Source organism: Polynucleobacter yangtzensis (assembly GCF_001595965.1).
GTDB classification, from domain to species: Bacteria; Pseudomonadota; Gammaproteobacteria; order Burkholderiales; family Burkholderiaceae; genus Polynucleobacter; species Polynucleobacter yangtzensis.
On the sequence record NZ_LOJI01000001.1, the window covers coordinates 398454 to 419484 of the forward strand.

Consider the following 21031-nt stretch of genomic DNA (forward strand, 5'->3'; position numbering starts at 1 on the left):
ACCCCAGTCTGGCGAAGCAAAAGAAGCAAAATTCGTAAGTCCCAGTTTTATTTGGGCATTACTTTTAATTTTTGGAGATTTAAAGAATGAAAAAATCGCTATTAGCAGTTGCAGCTATCGGTGCATTTGCATCTGCTGCTCAAGCTCAGTCATCCGTGACTGTGTATGGTATTTTGGACGTTGGTTACAGTGGCGTATCTAGCCGCGCACCTGCTGGTACAGCGGCTGTTCAGGGTAACGGTCCAGCAACAGTTAAAACAAACACAAACCAGTTTAGCCAGTCTGCTGAAACTTCAAGCCGTATCGGTTTCAAAGGTACTGAAGATTTAGGTGGTGGTTCATCTGCATTCTTTACTGCAGAATTCGGCCTCCAACCAGAGAACACAACTTGGGCTCCTAACAACCGTCAAACTTTCGTTGGTTTGAAGAAGAACGGTATTGGTCAAGCTTCTATCGGTACACAGTACACAGCATTATGGCTGAACGCGTTGAACCCAACTGACCCAGGCGCAGCCAACAACGTTGCTGGTAGCATCATTCGTCCAGTTGGTGTTACAACTGCAACCGATGGTCAAGGCGCTGCTTCTACTGCAGTAACTATTTTGACAACTAACAGCTTGTACGCTGAAACAGCTCGTATGGCTGGTTTCCGTTTGGCTGCTAACTACGTACAAAATGCATCTGACATTACACAGCGTACGCAAGCTGCAGTTGCTCAGTCTGCAGGTACACTTGGTTCAACTGCAACCACTGTTGGTGGAAGCAATAACTTCTCTGGTGCAAGTATTTCTGCTGATTACACATGGCAAAAGTTGTTGGTTGCTGCTGCGTACTCTAATTTCAAGCAAGAGCAAATCCAGGGTGCGGCAGCTTCTTTCACAGCAGCCGGCGCATTTCCTTCAACTCCAGTAACAGTTTCAAGCACAACAAACACTGGTGATACTCAGTACTACGGTGGTGCAACTTATGACTTTGGTATTTTGAAGGCATATGCTAACTACGTAAATCGTAAGATTACTTCTGCCACTAACTCTAACCAGTACCTCAAGCGTACTGGTCAACAGATCGGTGTTCGTAGCTACATTACCCCAACAATCGAAGCTTGGGCTTCTGCTGGTGTAGGTCGTTACCAGGCTTTTGGCGTAGGTGAGCCAACAGCTAACATCACTGCATACCAGTTAGGTACTAACTACTACTTGAGCAAGCGTACAAACTTGTACGGTATTTTTGGCCACAGCCAAACTTCCTCAGTTAACGGTGGTACTGTAGTTGGCGCGCAAGCTGGTTCTGCAATCAGCCAATACGCTCTTGGCGTACGTCACACTTTCTAATTGAATGCTAGCTAACGCTAGTAAACAATTAGTTAGGTATTAAATTAACCCGCTGTGGCAACACAGCGGGTTTTTTCATTAGGAAGTTATATTTGGACGTATTCATGAAGGCAAACCCCTCTGACCAAAAGGCTAGGTACTTTTTAGCTCTGGATTTATACAATCAAGGACAAATCACTTCTGCTATCGAGGTGCTCAGTTTGGCTCCAGCGAAAGACTTTGAATATGAGTCTGCTTACTTGCTGGGAGAATTACATTTAGCGGCAAATGACCTATTGCAGGCGGCAAAGTCTTTTGATGCTGCTTTAGAGGTCAACGAGACATATGAGGCTAACTTTCAGTTGGGCTTGATTTTTTCGCATATTCAAAAGTATGAAAATGCAGAAATCTACTTTGAAAAGGCTTTGAAGTTAAATCCCGATTTAGTTCCTGCCTTAATCAATATGGGCGCGATTTTTCGCAACATAGGAAAATTTACAGAATCTTTACAGCGTCTTGATAAGGCTCTTGAGTTAGATAATGCTGACCCTGCTGCATGGTTGAATAAGGGCGTCACTTTAGATTCAATGGGCAATCTGCAAGATGCTATTGGTTGCTATGAAAAAGCGTTATCTCTAGATGGTGGGTACTTAGAGGCCTATTCAAATAAGGGGAATGCTGAGCTAGGCTTGGGGCGCTTAAAAGAGGCCCATGATTCTTTTCAGAAGGCGCTTAGAATATTTCCTGGGGATGCTGATACGTTATCGAATTACTCAGTCTTGAAATTGGCGGAGGCCAACTTTTCGGACGGTTGGAGAGATTACGAATCCCGTTTTTATTGCAGCTCAAGAATAAGCAATCCTTTTAAAAAAATTCCAAAACTAGAGTCGCTCGCTAACCTTGCGGATAAAAAAATATTGGTATGGGCTGAGCAGGGTCTTGGAGATACCATTCAGTTTTATAGATACCTAGAAAATTTAAGCAAATTCAGTCAGCACATTACGCTGGCAGTTCAAAGCGAGCTAAAAGAGTTGCTCGCTGCTCAACCGCTGAATATACAGGTGCTGAATATTGGTGAGGTGGAAGCAGGCGGTTTTGACTATCAATCTGCGCTGATGAGCTTGCCATATTTATTCAAAACAAATATTGACACCATCCCTGCTGAGATCCCTTATATTCAAGTGGACGACAATAAAGTAAGTTGGTGGAAGCAAAAGATTGCAAATCATTCTGGGTTAAAGGTAGGCTTGGTTTGGAGTGGTGGATACAAGAAAGATCCTAATCTTTGGGCAATGAATGAGAGAAGAAACATCCCCTTTTCAAGTTACTACCCCTTCTCCAATATTGAAAATATTAGTTACTTTTGCTTGCAAAAGGGCGAGGGTCTTCAAACCCCCGAGTACCTAGAAAAAAATCGCTATTGGACAAAAAACAATTTTTTTGATTACACCGATTTGCTAAATAGTTTTTCAGATACTGCAGCATTGATTAAAAACTTAGATTTAGTAATTACAGTTGACACTTCTATGGCTCACCTATCCGGCGCTTTAGGCAAGTCCGTATGGATTCTCAATAGATTTGATAGTTGCTGGCGTTGGCTAAAAAATACAAACCTAAGTCCTTGGTACCCAACGGCAAAAATTTACACTCAGCACGAGTATCAAAATTGGGAAAAAGTCATACATGAGGTTCAGGGCGATTTAACGCAACTGGCAAAAGACGGGGCATAACCCTTAAAGTTAACCCCTCTCTAATTAAGCTGCTGTTTAGGCTTAGGGCGCTTCCCAATTTGCGCTGTTAATTCTATCTCTTTGCCTTTGCGCAAAATGGTCAGCTTGGCTTGGTTGCCAGGATTGATTTTGGCAACCTGATTCAGGAGCCCGCGAACATCTGTAACAGGTTTGTTATCAATGGTTATCAGAACATCCCCCGGCACTGCGCCTCCTCGTGCTGCCGGGCCTCCTTCCAGCACGCCGGATAAAAGGACTCCAGTAGTATTGCCAGGCAGCCCCAAAGACTCTGAAAGCTCTTTGGAAAGGTTTTGGGGCTCAACCCCAAGCCACCCCCTCGTAACGCTACCGTTAGCTAGTATGGACTCCATTACTTGCTTGGCAAGGTTGACTGGGATCGCAAACCCAATGCCCATGGATCCGCCATTATTTGAGTAAATTGCCGTGTTAATTCCGATGAGATTACCGCGGGTATCTATGAGGGCGCCACCAGAATTTCCGGGATTAATTGCTGCGTCTGTCTGTATAAAATTTTCAAAGGTATTGATGCCTACATGATCGCGTCCTAACGCAGAAACAATGCCCGAGGTTACTGTTTGGCCCACTCCAAAGGGGTTGCCAATTGCAAGAACAACATCACCTACATGCACTGATTCAACTTTGCCGAACGTAATGGGTGTTGGCAGTTGTTTAACTTCAATCTTTAAAACAGCAATATCAGTCTCGGAATCACTGCCGATTACTTTTGCTTTTACTTTTCGTCCGTCTGCTAAAGCAACATCAATTTCATCTGCATCACTGATCACATGATGATTGGTCAATATGTAGCCATCAGAACTGACCAGAACACCGGATCCTAGGCTTGAGCTGGGCTCTTTCTCTGGTGGCTGATCTCCAAAGAAAAACTTGAATAAAGGATCGGCTAAATTCGGGCCCGCACCCTTACGGGGTTTAGGTTTTGAATTTGTTTTGCTAGTAAAAATATTCACCACTGCCGGCATTGAGCGCTTGACTGCATCATGATATGAGCCCGGACTTAGTTGGCCATCGTAATCACTTTCTTTAAATGAAGCGGTATTTGCTAAAGAAGTAACTCTTGGCTCTGAAAGCCACTCTGGTTTTAGTGTGGCAACAATAAACAATGCTGCCAACATGACTGTGACAGCTTGGGAAAAAACGAGCCAATATTTTTGAAGAGAGGAATTCATGTTGAGGTATTTTGGATGTGTGCTGGATGGTTGAGAAAAACGATTTCCACCAATTCACATATCTTTTTATAAATTCCGTTGAGCAAATTATTTTTTTAGGCTGTCACGAATTTCACGCAGCAACACTACATCTTCCGGAACTGGAGGAGGTGGTAGCGCATCCATGATGCGAATCTTGTTTACTACTTTCACCATCTGAAAAATGACAAAGGCCAAAAGAACGAAATTGATCGAAATGGTGATGAAATTGCCATAGGCAAAAATGGGTACCCCGGCCTTTTTGAGGGCATCAAATGTCCTAGGAACACCCTCAGGAATTCGGCCAAGGACTATAAAAAGGTTCGTAAAGTCGATATGTCCCCCTAAAAGGCTTGAAATAACGGGCATAACGATGTCATTTACCAGGGAATCCACGATTTTCCCAAAAGCCCCGCCAATAATGACGCCAACCGCTAAATCGACCACGTTGCCCTTGACGGCAAAGTCCCGAAATTCCTTTAAAACGCTCATAAATGCCTTCCTTTTAACTAAGATCCAGATTAACCAGAGATTAACCCCATAACTTTCTTGCTTACCCCACTTTTTACTTTAAAATCCTACCTTTAAGCAATTTCCACCCATAAATACCCTTTTTAGGAATTTTGTAAATGAGTGACAAGCCCTGTATGGACAAGGATCGCCGCAACTGGCTGATCGCCACATCGGCGGTTGGAGGCGTAGGTGCAGCCGCAGCCCTTTACCCTTTTGTAGACAGTTTTGAGCCTTCCGAGCGTGCTAAAGCCGCTGGCGCTGCTGTTGAAATCGACATCGCTGGCATGCAGCCGGACGAGATGAGAATGGTCGAATGGCGTGGTAAACCTGTTTGGGTGGTGCGTCGTACCCCTGAGCAAGTTGCAGAGTTGTCCAAGATTGATGGCGAATTAGCTGATCCAGATTCTTTGCGTGATCCAGCTCAATTCACACCCCCTTACGCTCAAAATCAGTGGCGCTCTATTAAGCCAGAGTACCTTGTGGTTGTTGGTATTTGCACGCACTTAGGTTGTTCTCCTACAGCTAAATTTGAATCCGGTGCTCAACCTTCCTTGCCTAATAACTGGCCAGGTGGCTTCCTTTGCCCATGTCACGGCTCTACCTTTGACATGGCAGGCCGCGTATTTAAAAACAAACCAGCCCCAGACAACATGGAAGTACCGCCACATATGTACCTGAGCGATACCAAGATTCTGGTTGGCGAAGATAAGAAGGCCTAAGGAGAGATAAATGGCATTTCACGAAAAAGAAGTTCCTGCAGACGCGTCAGCCGCAGTAAAGCTAATGGCATGGGTTGACTCACGTTTGCCTGTTACAGACGCATTCAAGCGTCACATGAGTGAGTACTATGCTCCTAAGAACCTGAATTTTTTCTACATCTTTGGTGCACTTGCAATCGTTGTTTTAGCAATTCAAATCATTACCGGCATTTTCTTGGTGATGAACTACAAACCAGATGCGGCTAAAGCATTTGAGTCTGTTGAATACATCATGCGCGAAGTGCCATGGGGTTGGTTGATTCGCTACATGCACTCAACTGGCGCCTCGATGTTCTTTGTCGTGGTTTACATGCACATGTTCCGTGGTTTGATCTACGGTTCTTATCGCAAGCCACGTGAATTGATCTGGATTTTCGGTTGCGCAATTTTCTTGTGCTTGATGGGCGAGGCGTTCTTCGGTTACCTGCTCCCATGGGGTCAAATGTCCTATTGGGGCGCTCAAGTGATTGTGAACTTGTTCTCCGCAATCCCACTCATTGGCCCAGATCTATCTTTATGGTTGCGTGGTGACTATGTTGTTGGTGATGCTACCCTCAACCGTTTCTTCGCATTCCACGTCATTGCTATTCCATTGGTATTGATTGGCTTAGTTGCAGCACACATTCTTGCTTTGCATGAAGTTGGCTCAAACAATCCTGATGGCGTAGAAATTAAAGAGAACTTGGATGCCAATGGTCACCCAGTTGACGGCATTCCATTCCACCCTTACTACAGCGTTCATGACGTAATGTACTTGGGTGGGTTCTTGATGGTATTTGCTTGCATCGTGTTCTTTGCACCAGAGATGGGTGGATACTTCTTGGAAGCGAATAACTTCATTCCAGCGAATCCATTTGTAACTCCGACACACATTGCACCGGTTTGGTATTTCACGCCGTTCTACTCTATGTTGCGTGCAACCACTACTAACTTCTTATTGCCGTTGTGGATCTTCTTGGCCATCATTCTTGGAATGTTTGCCAGAAGTTCAAGCGACAAAAAAGTGAAGGGTGCATGCGCAGCAATTGCAGTGGTATTGGCTGCCGGCTTCTATTTCTTTGATGCTAAGTTTTGGGGTGTTGTGATCATGGGTGGTTCTGTTGTGATCATGTTCTTCTTGCCTTGGCTTGATAAGTCACCAGTGAAATCTATTCGCTATCGCCCTCAGTTTCATAAATACATCTATGGTGTATTTATCGTTAGCTTTGTAATCTTGGGTTACTTGGGTATCGAGCCACCATCACCAGTATTTGAAAAGATTTCTCAGATTTGTACGATTTATTATCTGGGCTTTTTCTTGGCAATGCCTTTCTGGAGCAAGCTTGGTACCTTCAAGCCAGTTCCGACGCGCGTTACTTTTGAATCCCATTAATTCAGACACCAAAGAGAAACTAGGAACTAGCATGAAACGAATTCTGCAAACTTTGATGGGCGTCTGCCAAGCAACAGTATTGGTTGCCGCCCTCGGCTTTGGTGTTGCTGCCAATGCAAGTGAAGGAGGCTTTCCTTTAGACAAAGCCCCTGATCGCGTAAGTAGCAATGCCTCATTACAAAACGGCGCAAAGATTTTTGTGAACTATTGCTTAAATTGCCATTCAGCAACCAGCATGCGTTACAACCGCTTACGCGATATTGGTTTGACAGACCAGCAAATCAAAGACAATTTGATTTTGACGGATGCCAAGGTTGGTGATTTGATGACTATTGCCATGACACCTAAAGAAGGCAAGGCATGGTTTGGTAAGACTCCACCAGATTTATCTGTTGAAGCACGTGCGCGTGGCATTGACTGGCTTTATACCTACTTCCGTACTTTCTATAAAGATGATACGACTCAAACTGGATGGAATAACTTGGTATATCCAAACGTGGGTATGCCTCATGTTCTATGGCAGTTGCAAGGTGAGCGTGCTGCGAAGTTTGAGGAGCGTAAAGATCCTCATGACGAAAGCAGAGTGGAGAAAGTATTTGTAGGCTTTGAGCAATTAACACCGGGCACCATGAAGTCACAGGAGTACGACGACAATATGGCCGACTTGGTTGCGTTCATGTCATGGATGGCTGAGCCAGTTCAGTTAGAGCGCAAACGCCTTGGCGTCATCGTGCTCTTGTTCCTCACTGTCTTTACTCTCCTAGCTTGGCGCTTGAATAAAGCTTATTGGAAAGATATTCATTAATTGAATGTGATAGACCCTTCGGGGTCTATTGGCGACAATATTTAACGCTGTTGTGCGTTTGTTGTATTGAAGTAGAAATTTAAGGAAATAAATTTATGATGGTGTTGTACTCGGGTACTAACTGCCCATTCTCGCAACGCTGCCGTTTGGTGCTTTTTGAAAAAGGCATGGATTTTGAAATCCGCGATGTTGACTTGTTTAATAAGCCAGAAGACATCTCTGTAATGAACCCATATGGCCAAGTTCCTATCTTGGTTGAGCGCGACTTAATTTTGTATGAATCAAACATCATCAATGAATATATTGATGAGCGTTTCCCTCATCCGCAATTAATGCCGCCTGATCCAGTAGCACGTGCACGTGCGCGCCTCTTCCTCTTTAATTTTGAGAAAGAATTATTTGTGCACGTAGCAGCCTTGGAAAACGAAAAAGGTAAGGCTGCTGAGAAGGTTCATGAAAAAGCGCGTTTAGCGATTCGTGATCGTTTGACTCAGCTTGCACCTATTTTTGTAAAAAATAAGTACATGTTGGGCGATGAGTTCTCAATGCTAGACGTTGCAATTGCACCTTTGTTATGGCGTCTTGAGCACTATGGCATCGATCTTTCTCGTAATGCTGCTGCTCTCTTGAAATATGCTGAGCGTATTTTCAGCAGACCTGCATATATTGAAGCTTTGACTCCTTCTGAGAAGGTAATGCGCCGCTAAGCAGTTTCAGCGGTTCATTAATAGTCAGTATGTCTGACGTCCCAAGCAATAAACCCTATCTAATCCGTGCTCTACATCAGTGGTGCACGGATTTTGGTTTTACACCCTTCATTGCCGTATTTGTTGATGCTAGGGTGGAAGTGCCGATGGAGTTCGTGAAGAATGATGAGATTGTCCTTAACCTCTCCCTGGAGGCCTGTCACCAGCTTCAGATGGAAAACGACTGGATTAGTTTCCAGGCGCGATTTGGTGGGGTTCCGCGGAAGATCCTGGTGCCAGTTACTCATGTATTAGCAATCTATGCCAGGGAGAATGGACAGGGGATGTCTTTCCCATTTGACCCAGCTCAGGCCAGAGATTTACACATCGCAGATGCTGATGATGGGGCCCCAGAAAAGCCTAAATCTATAAGACCTTCCTTGAAGATTGTGAAATAGGCTAAAATATATCCCGTTGCCCCTTTAGCTCATCTGGTAGAGCAACTGATTTGTAATCAGTAGGTGGTCTGTTCGAGTCGGACAAGGGGCACCAAAATTTAAAAAGCCTCTAAAAAAATTAGAGGCTTTTTTCATTCAAGCTTCTAGACACTCAAATCAATCTTTTTAGTTTCCGGTAAATACAGTAGCGCAAGGATTGCAGCGCTTCCCAAGAAGATGGTTGGATACCAAAGTCCCGCAATATCATTCCCCCATTTTTGATTTAACCAAGTTACGATCAGAGGTAATAGACCACCTATCCAACCAGCTGCAAGATTGTGTGGAAGTGTTGCTGCACTATTGCGTGATCTTGCCGGAAATAGCTCTGCAAGCAGTGCGGTCTGTGGGCCCACTACCAAAGCCAGCGCAAGAGATAAACAAGTAAGCAATAAACCAATCGATAGAATATTTTCTTGATGGCTTAGCTCTAGATATTGCGAGCCAAAATACTGAAGCGCATGAAAGGTCGGCAAAATAATAAATGCGCCTAAAAGAAGGCCACTTACTACCACTGGTTTGCGACCCACCTTATCTGATAGCCAGCCAGCAAAAACAGTTAAAGGCAAAAGGCAGAGAGTTGCGTAAAGACTAAGTTGATCAACTGTTGCTGGCGCCAATTTAACGGATGTCTTTAAAAAGATTGCCGTGTAAACCTGAACACAAAAGAAAAGAACAGCACCACCGGAGGAGATACAAAAGAAGAGTAGAAACATTCTTTTGCGAGTATGGGGATCGCGAAAATTAGTGACTAAAGGATTTGTAGCGTTCTGATTATTTTTAATCAGCTCCAAAAAGATGGGCGTTTCTTCAAGGGCAATCCGAGCTTTAAAAGCGATCATCAGCAAAACAATAGAAACCCAAAATGGCACTCGCCAACCCCAGGCCTGAAATTCTTCTGGAGTTAAGTAGTTTCTAAGTAAAGCAATTTGTAGTGTTGAAAATAAGATGCCTAGCGGTCCCATTAGCTGTAAAAAGCTTGTCTTAAATCCTCTACGTTCATTGCCTGCGTGTTCAGTGAGGTAGACGGCGCTCCCGCCAATCTCCCCGCCTGCAGATAGCCCTTGGAGTAGGCGCAGGCTGACCAGCAAGATGGGGGCCCAAATGCCTGCTTGAGCATAGGTAGGCAAAAAGCCTACGCTAACAGTTGCGACACCCATCAAAGCAATGGTGATCATAAATACGGGTTTTCGGCCAATACGATCGCCCATAGAGCCAAATAAAGCTGCTCCAATGGGTCTTACCACCATTCCCACTCCAAAGGTCGCTAAGCTCGCTAAAAGGGCTGTATTCGGGTCTGTGGACGGAAAGAATAGGGGGGCAAAAATAACGGCCAGAGTGGCAAAAGTTAAAAAGTCGTACCACTCCAAAAAGGTCCCAAAGCAGGCTGCAATCGCTACTTTTCGATAAGAATGGGAATTCTGAATTTGCATTAAGTTATTGATTTAATTAGGTTTATATCTAAATAGCGATATATTTATTGCAAAGCAGCAAATACTTCTTGATTTGTCATTTTCATTCAGTTACAGTTTCATGGTGCAGTGCAATATTTAAGGCATCTTAAATCTCCTTAAATGCACTTAATTGACAGTTGTACCACTTAATTTCTGGAGAAATACATGAACCAAGATCAAATCACCGCTAAATTGTCCCAAATTAACAGCAAAGGCCTTGAGGCTACATTTTCTCTGAGCGAAGCTGCTTTGGAAAATGCTCAAAAATTGGCTGAGTTGAACTACGCTGCTTCTAAAGACGCATTGGTAAATACACAAGACAGCATTCAGCAAGTATTGACTGCAAAAGATCCAAAGCAAGTTACTGAAATCTTTACTGCCGATTCTTTGCAAGCTGCTGGCAATCAAGCTGTTGCTTACCAAAAGAAAGTAAGCAAAGTATTGCGTGATAGCAATAAAGAGTTCGTAAATGTTGTTGATGCAAGCATCGACCAATTGCAAGATGGCTTCCAAGATTGGATCAACACAGTTGCTGCTAATGCACCTGCAGGTTCTGATACTTTCTTATCTTCATTCAAAACTGTATACGGTAGTGCATTGCAAGGTTTTGAACAGTTCCGCGCTGCTAGCAAAGAGGCTTTTGCTACTGCAGAGAAAACTGCTGATCAAGCAATCGAAGCTGTACAAGGTCAAATTGCTCAAGTTAAAAAATCTGCTACTCCTGCATCACGTAGCCGCAAAGCTGCTTAATTTAGAGCTTATTCAGAACTAAATTTAGTAGTAAGTCTTAAGAAAAACCCCGCTTAGTGAAAACTAGGCGGGGTTTTTGTTTATCTAAGTCTATTGAATATTCACTAAGACAGAGAGGTGGAATTACTCAAAGTCCGCAGATGATTCAATTAGTGGCGAAGCCAGGCTCTTGCTGGGTTTGACGCCTAGCTCACGCACTTTTTCAGCTGAGCGAATGAGGTTGCCTTTACCAGTTTTCAGTTTATTAAACGCATCGTGATAACTAGTTTGCGCTTGATCTAATCGTTGACCTAGCTTTTCTAAGTCATCTACAAAGCCAACAAATTTGTCGTAAAGATTGCCACACTGTTTTGCGATCTCCAATGCATTGCGATTTTGATGATCTTGTCGCCAGAGATGGGCAACTGTTCTAAGTGTCGCCATTAAAGTGCTTGGGCAAACTAGAACAATATTCTTGGCTAGCGCCTCTTGATATAAGTTGGGCGCAGTCTTTAATGCTAGTAAGAATGCAGGCTCTATCGGTACAAACATTAAAACGAAATCCACTGAGCCCACCCCATAGAGGGAGCTGTAGTTCTTTCCAGAAAGGCCTTGAATATGTTGGCGCAGTGACTGAATATGCGCGGCCAGTTCTTGTTCGGCTGTTACAGGGTCTGTGGTTTCGGCATGTCTGGCATAGGCCGTAATCGATACTTTGCTATCAACTACCAGGCTTCTGCCCTCAGGCAGCTTGATAACAACGTCCGGCTGTAGGCGTGAGCCATCGCTTTGTGTATGACTATCCTGAACTAAGTACTCTTCGCCCTTGCGCAGACCAGAGGATTCCAGGATTGATTCCAGCACCAACTCACCCCAATTGCCTTGAACCTTGGAGTCACCCTTTAGTGCTTGAGTTAATGAGCGTGTTTCATCTGACATACGTAGATTCAGATTAGCTAAGCGCTCAATTTCACTTTTCAGGGCATGGCGCTCGCGAGCTTCATTGCCATAAGAGCTACTTACTTGCTCTTTGAATTCAGTAAGCTTAGTTTGCAAAGGCTTAAGAAGGGCATCTAAGCTTGCCGCATTTTGTTCGGTAAAGCGCTTGGATTTATCTTCCAAGATTTCATTGGCCAAATTTTTAAACTGATTTGTCAGCGCTTCTTTTGCTTCGTTAAGTGACTCAATTCTGCCTAAACCCTGTTTGCGCTCTGAATCTAACTCTGCCTCTAGGCGGATTGCACTTTGTAACGCTTGATCACGTTCGATGCGAAGGCTTTGAGTGAGCGCAATCTCAGTCTGAGCCTGGAGCTCAAGGCGAGCAAGGGCGGAGCGTAAGTTAAGCGCATAAACTAAAAGGCCTGCACATAATCCTAATGGCAGGCCAAACAGTAGAAGAGAGCTTAAATCAAAACTCACAGCGTCAATAGTCTCTACAAAAAGAGTAATTAAGCTTTAACAAGCTTTTGGAGTTCACCAGACTGAAACATTTCAGTCATGATGTCAGAACCACCAATAAATTCACCATTGATATAGAGCTGAGGAATAGTGGGCCAGTTTGCATATTCTTTGATGCCCTGACGAATGCCTGCATCTTCTAAGACGTTTACGGTATGGAGTTTTTCAACGCCACTAGCGCGCAAGATATTCACAGCATTTCCGGAAAAGCCGCATTGCGGAAACTGAGCAGTCCCCTTCATGAATAAAACAACAGGGTGGCTAGTAACGATTTCTTTAATTTGAGCTTGAGTGTCCATACATTCTTTCTAATAAATTTCTACTGCAGCAGTCTTATTGCTAAGACAGTTTTAAAAACAAGGTTTAGTTGATTTTAAGACTTAATGTGAAAAAAGGTTATTTGGCTTTATTTTCTGCCCGAGGCAATACGGTAATGCCCACCCAAATCTACATGGGTTTGAATATCACGCAACCCTGCTAGCTTCATTAGGGATACGACCGCTTCTGATTGGTCAAAACCATGTTCTACCGCAATTAAGCCATTCGGGTTTAGGTGTAGCCGGGCCCCAGAAATAATTGATTCTAGGCAGCTAAGTCCTGTGCCATGATCGGTGAGGGCTGAAAGAGGCTCAAAACGTAAGTCACCCTGATTTAAGTGTGAATCTTGGGAGGCAATATACGGTGGATTGCTCAAGATGACGTCAAAAGAGGCGCCAGTCTCTAGAGCTTCATACCAGCTGCCTTGGAAAAATTGCACACGATCGGTAATCTTCAATTGTTTTGCATTGGTTTTGGCAATCTCCAATGCCTCGGTGGATTGATCGGTAGCGGTAACAATGGCCTGAGAGGCGTCACTTGCAATCGCGAGGGCAATCGCGCCAGAGCCTGTACCAAGATCCAAAATGTTTACTGGGGTATTTAAACGCTTTATTTCTTGCAGGCCAATTTCCACAAGAAGTTCTGTCTCTGGGCGCGGAATCAAAACGCCGGGGGCAACATACAGTTCAATGTTATGAAAACCTCTTTTACCAATGAGGTAGGCAACTGGTTCACCTTGCAGCCTCTTGGACTCTAGTTTTTTCCAGTCTTCAAGAGCATTGTCATTAAGCTCTAATTCATCACGTGATAGTAGGGCGGAGCGTGGAAGCTGGTAATGTTTTTCTAGAACATACGCCATAAGTACTTTTGCATCAGCAGATGCAAGTGCCGTGTCTCTTAATAGAGCGCGTAGGCTTAAATTGGCACTCACAGTTTCGGTGATCGTTGCTTGATGACTTAGTTATCACCAAGTGCAGCAAGCAATTCGGCTTGATGCTCGGAGGCAAGGGCATTACATAGATCGTCTATATCGCCATCCATCATTGCATCAATCTTATATAGAGTGAGGTTGATGCGATGATCGGTAATACGACCTTGGGGGAAGTTATAAGTTCGGATACGATCGCTACGATCTCCGGAGCCAATCAGAGATTTGCGGGTCTGTGCTTCGAGTTGATGCTTCTCGCGTTCGCGTGCATCCATGATGCGAGAAACTAATACTTTCATGGCTTGTTCGCGATTGCGGTGTTGGCTGCGATCGTCTTGGCACTCCACCACTGTTCCTGTTGGTAAGTGAGTAATGCGTACCGCGGAGTCTGTTTTATTAATATGTTGTCCGCCAGCACCTGAGGCGCGGAAAGTATCGATTCTTAATTCAGCAGGGTTGATCTTGACCGCCTCAAGTTCATCTGCCTCAGGCATAACGGCTACAGTACAGGCAGAGGTGTGAATACGACCCTGAGTTTCCGTCTGTGGAACGCGTTGAACACGATGACCACCAGATTCAAACTTTAGGCGCGAGTAAACGGCTTGCCCCACGAGGCGCAAGACCACTTCTTTATATCCACCTAAATCAGATTCAGCAGCACTGACCACTTCTACTTTCCAGCCTTGGCGTTCGGCAAAGCGCGTGTACATACGCAGAAGATCGCCTGCGAAAAGTGCGCTCTCATCACCACCAGTACCTGCCCGAATTTCTAAGAAAACGTTACGTTCATCGTTCTCATCTTTAGGCAACAATAGCTTCTGGAGTGTGCCCTCAAGCGCTTCCATAGTAGCCAAAGCTTGCTTTTGCTCTTCGTCCGCGAAATCTTTCATTTCCGGATCTTTGCGCATATCTTCTGCTGCTTGAGCATCGGCTTCGGCTTGCTTGTAGAGTCCGAATTGTTCAACTACTGTTGCAATATCAGAATGCTCGCGCGTGAGCTTCCGATAGGCATCCATATCTTTGGTAGCTTCTTCGGAAGTTAATAGGGAATTGAGTTCGGCTAAGCGCGTGTCTAGGTGGTCTAGCTTAGCCCGCATGCTGGGCTTCATCTAATGGTCTTCTGGCTTGGAATGCGAGGCGAATAATTTAGGTAACAACTTAATCAAGGCGTCACGCTCAGCGCCATTAGAGTGTTGTAACGCATGGAGTGAGCCATGCAAAAATTTATTTGTCAGACCTTGTGCCATCGCATTGAGAACTTCTTGTGGGTCATCACCGCGCATCAAGCGCTTCATTGCACGCTCAAGCTCAAGCTGCCGCAAGCGTTCACCTTGCTGTTGAATATCCTGAATGAGTGGAACAGAATTACGACCCTGCATCCAATGCATAAAGTTGCCAACACGATCTTCGATGATCGCTTCGGCTTGACTTACTGCCGCTTGACGTAAATTGGCGCCAGTTTGAATCATGACTCCTAAGTCATCCACTGTGTAGAGATAGATGTCATCTAAGCGGGAGATTTCTGGTTCAAAGTCTCTTGGTACTGCTAAATCAATCATTACCATCGGCTTATGGCGACGCTGCTTGAGGGCGCTTTCCACCATACCAAGACCAATGATCGGCAGTGAGGAAGCGGTGCTAGAAACAATAATGTCGAACTCGTGAAGGCGGCCGGGTAGCTCGGAGAGTTTGAAGGACTCAGCCTCTACATCTTGCGCAGAAATAGAGTCTGCTAATTCCTGGCCGCGCTCGATAGTGCGATTGGCGATCGCAACATTTTTAGGTTTACGTGCAACGAAATGTGTTGCGCATAAGGTGATCATGTCACCAGCACCAATAAACAAAATCTTTTGATCTGAAATTTTTTCAAAAATGCGTTCAGAGAGTCGCACAGATGCTGCAGCCATTGAAATAGAGTGAGCGCCGATTTCAGTTGAGCCGCGCACTTCTTTGGCGACCGCAAATGTTTTCTGGAAGAGTTGATTGAGATAAGTTCCCAAAACACCAGCATCATTTGCTGTGCGGACCGCATCTTTCATTTGTCCTAAGATTTGAGTCTCACCAATGACCATCGAGTCTAGACCGCATGCCACTCTGAAGGCATGTCGAACTGCATCGGATTGCGGTAAAGAGTAAATATGAGGCTCAAGACTGCTAGGCGCAAGTTGTTGAGTTTTTGCTAGCCAATCAAAGGTTGCTTCATGCAAGATACCTGCGGCATTGTCATCATTCGCAGCGCAATACAACTCAGTACGGTTACAGGTCGACAAAATAGTGGCTTCAGGCAGCCCAGCATGATTCGCACCAACCAAGTGTTGGCGTAGATCGTGCAACGCTTCTTGAAGAAATTCAGGGTCAAAGGCGACCTTTTCCCGAATGGCGACCGGCGCTGTGTGATGATTGATGCCGAGTGTCAACAACTTCATAATGGCAATTATAGATTTGATGGCAGCATTAATGGGGGTATCAATGGGGTTTTTAGCTTTTCTGGTGATTGGGGGTATTTCTGGGGTCTCAGCCTGGATCTTTTATCCCGGACCCCCACAGGGCTTCAGGCCCGGGAAGGTCCTTGCAGCCTTCTTGCTCGGCTTCATTGCAGCTGCTGGCAGCTCGTTTTTAGGGCAATACTTGGGATTTTTTCAGTCTGGGCAAATATTGGAGTGGGCCAGCGCTATTTTTGCCTCTTGTACGGTAGCTTGCGTATTTACCGCTTTAACTAAATAAGTCATTTTGAACGCTCTCCACCCAACGGATGGGTGAGCTTTTGTGTTCAATGAGCCACTGATTGGTTCTGCTGAAGTGATTGCAGCTTGCCTTAGCGCCGGGCTCCAAAAAGGGCTTATCTGTTTTATATACCCCTAAGCCCGATGGGTGCGAGGATTGAAGCACCAATTGGTCTTGGCCGTCCTCAATCAAGGGCATTTTGGATTGTGCGTGACCACCCCAGAGCATCCAGACTAAATGCGACTTAGATTTAGAGAGTGCGTTGATTAAATGATCAATCAAACTTTTCCACCCTAAATTAGTGTGACTACCTGCTTCGCCGAGCCTGACGCTCAAGGCGGTATTGAGAAGAAGAACACCCTGCTTGGCCCAGTTGTGCAGATCACCGTTGGGTAACTGACCAAAACCTTCTATCGCAAGTGCTTTGCTAATGTTGCGAAGTGAACTGGGAAATTCTCGAGAGTTGATTGTAATTTCCGCTGGAATAGAAAAAGCAAGTCCCTGGGCTAATCCTGGAGAGTGATAGGGGTCTTGACCCAGAATCACTACCTTAACCGAATCCACTGGAGTCAGTTTGAGTGCTTTAAAAAAGTTTTGCGGTTTTGGCCTTACTGCGCCTGGATCAGCATTCAAAACAGTCTGCAAATTCTTTTCTAGCGATTGCCAATCTGCCGACTCAAAATAGTTTCCCAGTAGTGCACGCCAATCGCTAGGGATATCGTCTTTTGAAAATAGCGCCTTCAATTTTGATCAGACATCTTTCTTTGGCGATAGTTCATATTGTGTAGGTGCATGGGCGGATTGCAGTGAGACCATGCGCTCATGCTCAAGATCATCGCGATAAAAAGTGATGCGTGTTTGAGTGTTTTCAGAAAGGCTGCCTAAAACCCTATCCCAACGTGCGCTGGTGACCCTTTGCCCATCAACACTAGCCAGTAAATCCCCGGCTGCCAGACCTGCTGCCTGGGCAATGCCGCTATCGAGTACATGAGTAATCTTGAGCCAACCATTCGCATCGGTATATCGCATGCCAAATTGCAGCTTAAGTTTTTCTAGGGTTGATTGGTGCTTCAGTTTGACGGCAACAAGGTTTGATCCAATCCATTTTTGCAATGGAATATCTTCAACGCCAAAAATGTAACGCGCTTTTATGTCTGCCCAAATTTTTCTGAAACCTTCGCCTAGCAATTCAATTAACAAATGATCCAGTTCATCTTCTGCGAGGCCGTCTAGGGTGATGCCATGCTTGCGCCACATGAGACGCATTAGATCATCTAGGGAGAGTTTGTTTTTAGAGAATGCGCGGATTTGTAAATCGAGGCCAAGAGCCATTAATGCACCTTTGCCGTAGTAGCTAACAACGGCATTGGGTGTGTTTTCGTCTGCTTGGTAATACTTAGTCCAGGCATCAAATGAGCTATCAGCAAGGCTTTGCTTTTGACGACCTGGGCCGCGCAAGATGCCATTCCAGTTATCTGCAACGAGTCTTAGATAGGTTTTTAGGTCAATCCGTTTGCTGCGCAATAGTTGAAGGTCATCGTAATAACTAGTAAAGCCTTCAAATACCCAGAGTAAGCGTGTGTGATTTCTTTTTGCGAGATCGTAAGGTTGAAAAGCTTTTGGTTGAATACGCTTAACCAACCACGCGTGAAAATATTCATGACTGCACAAACCTAGAAATTCTCTGTAAGCAGACTCTTCAAAGACAATATTTTCCTGGGGGATTTGATCGCGTCGACAAAGTAATGCAGTGCTATTGCGATGTTCAAGGCCGCCGTAGCCATTTAGTACGGCATTGACTAAAAAGAGATATTCCCCAAATGGGGCACGCTTAGTTTTTGGTTCAAATAATTCAATAGTACTGATGCAGATTGCCTGAAGATCTTCAGCAAGGCGCTTAGAGTCAACAATGTGATTGCACCCTTGAATGGCCATGCGATGGGATACGCCATTAGATCTCCAGTGCACCAGTTGAAACTCGCCCATAGCGACAGGATGATCAAGTAAATCATCATAATTTTTTGCTAGATAAAAACCAAATCCACGCCCATCAGTCTTTGCTGCCCTTAATGTCGTTTGCACTGTCCAGTGGTCTGCAAAAGCAGCCTCAGGCGCAGTGACAGCAAGAGAGCAAGGTATATGCTCTTGGCCTTTGACTGCAAGACATAAGCTGGTTGCATTGAAGAAGGCGCGCTCAGTATCGAGATAGGCTGCACGAACTGATGAATCAAATGCGTAAACAGTCGTTAGGATCTCTACAGATCTATTGCTTGGTGGCAACTGCCAATGGTCATTATCAATCCGCTCGACCACGAGCTTCTTTCTAGTGCCTGTCGCTGAGAATGCTTCAAGTGACTCCACATGTTTACTGAAATCCCGAATTAAATAGCTACCCGGAATCCAGGCCGGCATTTGCAGAATCTGACCCTTAGGGTCGGGGTTTGTAATGTGTAGCTTTACACGAAAACGATGACCATGAAGGTCTGCTGGCCAGACTGTATATTGAATTGCAGGTAAGTCGGCGTTATTCATGATGATTATTTCAGTGAATTAAATTTCTTTTCAATGTCAGTGATTTGTACGGCCCCAGGGAAACGGCTGCCGTCTGTAAAGAATAAAGTTGGCGTGCCTGTAACTCCATAGGTCTTAGCAAAAGCCATATTCTTGTCTAGTGGCGTGCTGCAATCCCCTTTGCCACTGGGTGTAATACCGTTAATCATCCAATCCATATAGGCCTTATATGGATCTGCTGAGCACCAAATTTGTTTTGATTTTTGCGCAGAATCTGGCGATAAGATTGGAATTAGATAGGTATAGATGGTGACGTTATCCAGTTGCTGTAGTGATTTTTCTAAGCGCTTGCAGTAGCCACAATTAGGATCAGAGAAAACGGCAAGCTGACGGCTGCCATTGCCGCGAACATTTTTGATGGCGTTAGCAGGGGTTAAGTCACTCCATTTAATGCGATTTAAATCTGCCTGTCTTTGCTCGGTAATATTTTTACCGCTTGCAAGTTCGATGATCTCACCTTGAATCAGATATTTTCCAGAGGCGTCTGTATAAAAAATATCGTTGCCTACCAATACCTCGTACAGGCCAGATACAGGTGCAGGTGAAACACTTTTAACTTTAGCGTTAGCGCCTAACTTCTTCTGAATTTCTGTTTTGATTTGCTGCTCTGGTTGCGCATGCGCTAATCCAGTGCAAATAAGGCTGGCGCCAATAAAAGCAACCATAGATAAGAGTTTATTCAAAATCAATTTCTCCTAAAGCGCGTTCAATTAAGCGCTGTTTTATAAAGTGGCTTTTGTTCACAAGACCTAGACCCCAGTTACGAAGTTGTCGTTCTGTGTTGCTGCTTGCAGAAAATAGTTTCTTCAGTTTATCGGTAACCCACAAAAGGGCGCTGGTATCGCCTTGGCGTTGACGTTCATAGCGACGAAGTAACACGATGTCACTTGGTGATCGGAAGGACTCGCGTTTACCCAAAACATTCAGTAAAACAGCAACATCACGAAGTCCTAAATTGAGGCCTTGCCCCGCCAGAGGATGCATGACATGCGCGGCATCGCCAATGAGCACAACCTTTGGAGAGGCTTCTGGGCCGATAAAACGTTTGGCTCGAATTTTTCGTAAAGGATAGGCCGCTGGTATGGAGTTCAGAGTGAGTTCGCCTAACTGCTTAAGTATGACGCCATTCGCAATCGAAGAAAACTGATCTAGCCATTGTGCTTGATCGAGTTTTAATAACTCAGCTGCATGCTCTGTCGAGGTAGACCAAACCATCGAGACTTGTTTGCCTGGTAAAGGCAACATGGCGACTATGTCACCACCTGGTAAGAACCACTGATATGCAGTTTCTAAGTGTGGATAGGCGCAGAGCCAATTAGCTACCACCGCACTTTGCGAATAACTTTCTTCGCTGGCGCTAATCCCAAGCTCGTTGCGAATAGGGGAGTTGGCACCATCAGCTGCGATTACCAGTTGTGCGCGAATACTGCCGCCATTTTTTAAATGCAAAGTACTTCCATCTGCATCTATATAGATTTTTTCTACGACATCACTGATACGCTCTAGTTTGTTTTGAAAGCGTGATGCTTGATCAAGGGTGTGCTCAATTAAGTTGGATTCTCCAATCCAGGCAAGCTGAGGTGTTCCTGCTTCAAATGCTGAAAGGTGGAGTTGGTCATTTTTTTCGCCCCTATCGCCGTATATGCGCATATCTCGGACCGGCTGCAGGCGGCTGTGATCAATTGCGTCCCAAATTTGTAGGTGAGCCAGCAATTTTTGAGTGCTTGGGGAAAAAGCGTAGATTCGTTGCCCCCATTGGGTGCCTTGTGGGCTAGCAACGCTTTGTCCTAAATCAGGGGCTATTTCTATGGTTTGCAGGCCCAGTTGGGCTAGGCCGAGTGCGCAAGCCTTACCAGTAATGCCTCCGCCGACTACAACAACGTCTGTAGTGCGCATTTGGGAGGGATGGCCTGAGGATTTGGACAAGGAATTTAAGTGAACTTCTGACATAACTC

At 44.9% G+C, this 21031-nt stretch carries 21 protein-coding genes and 1 tRNA gene; 10 read left to right on the forward strand and 12 right to left on the reverse strand.

Going from position 1 to position 21031, the window contains the following annotated elements; genetic code table 11:
• The first annotated feature begins 86 nt into the window (after positions 1-86).
• Together JaK3_RS02130 and JaK3_RS02135 are read left to right on the forward strand one after the other, a co-directional pair.
• A complete protein-coding gene (locus JaK3_RS02130) occupies positions 87-1331 on the forward strand; it encodes a porin (RefSeq protein ID WP_068320208.1) in 1245 nt (414 codons plus the stop codon).
• Between the two features lie 104 nt (positions 1332-1435).
• The gene (locus JaK3_RS02135; RefSeq protein ID WP_068320210.1) at positions 1436-3040 is read left to right on the forward strand and encodes a tetratricopeptide repeat protein; all 1605 of its coding nucleotides are present in this window, start codon (positions 1436-1438) and stop codon (positions 3038-3040) included.
• A gap of 20 nt (positions 3041-3060) precedes the next feature.
• Here the strand turns inward: JaK3_RS02135 and JaK3_RS02140 are convergent, their stop codons facing one another.
• Positions 3061-4248 (reverse strand): trypsin-like peptidase domain-containing protein, encoded by a 1188-nt coding sequence (locus tag JaK3_RS02140; protein WP_068320212.1) that lies wholly within the window; start codon positions 4246-4248, stop codon positions 3061-3063.
• Positions 4249-4335: 87 nt separating this feature from the next.
• Entirely contained in the window at positions 4336-4758 is a 423-nt protein-coding gene (gene mscL / locus JaK3_RS02145; RefSeq protein WP_068320214.1) for a large conductance mechanosensitive channel protein MscL, read from the reverse strand.
• A gap of 137 nt (positions 4759-4895) precedes the next feature.
• Between mscL and petA the strand changes: the two genes are divergently transcribed.
• The 6 genes from petA (at position 4896) to JaK3_RS02175 (ending at position 8952) form a co-directional block, all read left to right on the forward strand.
• Positions 4896-5498 carry a ubiquinol-cytochrome c reductase iron-sulfur subunit gene (gene petA, locus JaK3_RS02150; RefSeq protein ID WP_068320216.1) on the forward strand — a complete coding sequence of 201 codons (603 nt, stop codon included), beginning with the start codon at positions 4896-4898 and terminating at the stop codon, positions 5496-5498.
• A gap of 10 nt (positions 5499-5508) precedes the next feature.
• Positions 5509-6909 carry a cytochrome b gene (locus JaK3_RS02155; RefSeq protein WP_068320219.1) on the forward strand — a complete coding sequence of 467 codons (1401 nt, stop codon included), beginning with the start codon at positions 5509-5511 and terminating at the stop codon, positions 6907-6909.
• A 31-nt stretch (positions 6910-6940) separates the two neighbouring features.
• Entirely contained in the window at positions 6941-7714 is a 774-nt protein-coding gene (locus JaK3_RS02160; protein WP_068320221.1) for a cytochrome c1, read from the forward strand.
• A gap of 95 nt (positions 7715-7809) precedes the next feature.
• Positions 7810-8421, forward strand: a complete 612-nt coding sequence (locus tag JaK3_RS02165) for a glutathione S-transferase N-terminal domain-containing protein (protein ID WP_068320223.1) — start codon at positions 7810-7812, stop codon at positions 8419-8421.
• A gap of 29 nt (positions 8422-8450) precedes the next feature.
• Entirely contained in the window at positions 8451-8858 is a 408-nt protein-coding gene (locus JaK3_RS02170) for a ClpXP protease specificity-enhancing factor (protein WP_068320225.1), read from the forward strand.
• Between the two features lie 18 nt (positions 8859-8876).
• A tRNA-Thr gene (locus tag JaK3_RS02175) sits at positions 8877-8952 on the forward strand.
• 49 nt (positions 8953-9001) lie between these two features.
• On the opposite strand, the gene JaK3_RS02180 is transcribed toward JaK3_RS02175, so the two are convergent.
• Positions 9002-10327: an MFS transporter gene (locus JaK3_RS02180; protein ID WP_068320227.1), complete on the reverse strand. Its 1326-nt coding sequence runs from the start codon at positions 10325-10327 to the stop codon at positions 9002-9004.
• Between the two features lie 186 nt (positions 10328-10513).
• Here JaK3_RS02180 and JaK3_RS02185 point away from each other — a divergent pair, with 186 nt between their 5' ends.
• Positions 10514-11098, forward strand: coding sequence for a phasin family protein (locus JaK3_RS02185; protein WP_068320229.1), 585 nt, complete (start codon positions 10514-10516; stop codon positions 11096-11098).
• 123 nt (positions 11099-11221) lie between these two features.
• Here JaK3_RS02185 and JaK3_RS02190 read toward each other — a convergent pair whose 3' ends face one another.
• From JaK3_RS02190 to hemA, 5 genes are all read right to left on the reverse strand, one after another.
• Positions 11222-12496: a DNA recombination protein RmuC gene (locus JaK3_RS02190; protein WP_068320231.1), complete on the reverse strand. Its 1275-nt coding sequence runs from the start codon at positions 12494-12496 to the stop codon at positions 11222-11224.
• 29 nt (positions 12497-12525) lie between these two features.
• Positions 12526-12834, reverse strand: a complete 309-nt coding sequence (grxD, locus tag JaK3_RS02195; RefSeq protein ID WP_068320233.1) for a Grx4 family monothiol glutaredoxin — start codon at positions 12832-12834, stop codon at positions 12526-12528.
• Between the two features lie 107 nt (positions 12835-12941).
• On the reverse strand, positions 12942-13784 hold the full coding sequence (prmC, locus tag JaK3_RS02200; RefSeq protein ID WP_068320235.1) for a peptide chain release factor N(5)-glutamine methyltransferase: 843 nt from the start codon (positions 13782-13784) through the stop codon (positions 12942-12944).
• A 26-nt stretch (positions 13785-13810) separates the two neighbouring features.
• The gene (gene prfA, locus JaK3_RS02205) at positions 13811-14890 is read right to left on the reverse strand and encodes a peptide chain release factor 1 (RefSeq protein ID WP_068320237.1); all 1080 of its coding nucleotides are present in this window, start codon (positions 14888-14890) and stop codon (positions 13811-13813) included.
• Positions 14891-16207 carry a glutamyl-tRNA reductase gene (gene hemA, locus JaK3_RS02210; RefSeq protein WP_068320239.1) on the reverse strand — a complete coding sequence of 439 codons (1317 nt, stop codon included), beginning with the start codon at positions 16205-16207 and terminating at the stop codon, positions 14891-14893. It lies immediately after the preceding gene.
• Position 16208: 1 nt separating this feature from the next.
• Here hemA and JaK3_RS02215 point away from each other — a divergent pair, with 1 nt between their 5' ends.
• Positions 16209-16505, forward strand: a complete 297-nt coding sequence (locus tag JaK3_RS02215) for a hypothetical protein (RefSeq protein WP_240480853.1) — start codon at positions 16209-16211, stop codon at positions 16503-16505.
• Here the strand turns inward: JaK3_RS02215 and JaK3_RS02220 are convergent.
• The 4 genes from JaK3_RS02220 to JaK3_RS02235 are packed head-to-tail and all read right to left on the reverse strand — an operon-like array spanning position 16494 to position 21026.
• On the reverse strand, positions 16494-17249 hold the full coding sequence (locus JaK3_RS02220; RefSeq protein WP_068320243.1) for a uracil-DNA glycosylase: 756 nt from the start codon (positions 17247-17249) through the stop codon (positions 16494-16496). The two genes, JaK3_RS02215 and JaK3_RS02220, sit on opposite strands and share 12 nt — an antisense overlap.
• Positions 17250-17255: 6 nt before the next feature.
• Positions 17256-19037: a M61 family metallopeptidase gene (locus JaK3_RS02225; protein WP_068320245.1), complete on the reverse strand. Its 1782-nt coding sequence runs from the start codon at positions 19035-19037 to the stop codon at positions 17256-17258.
• A 5-nt stretch (positions 19038-19042) separates the two neighbouring features.
• Positions 19043-19759: a DsbC family protein gene (locus JaK3_RS02230; RefSeq protein ID WP_082786357.1), complete on the reverse strand. Its 717-nt coding sequence runs from the start codon at positions 19757-19759 to the stop codon at positions 19043-19045.
• Positions 19752-21026 carry an FAD-dependent monooxygenase gene (locus JaK3_RS02235; protein ID WP_068320247.1) on the reverse strand — a complete coding sequence of 425 codons (1275 nt, stop codon included), beginning with the start codon at positions 21024-21026 and terminating at the stop codon, positions 19752-19754. Before JaK3_RS02235 ends, JaK3_RS02230 begins: the two co-directional genes overlap by 8 nt.
• Positions 21027-21031 lie beyond the last annotated feature (5 nt).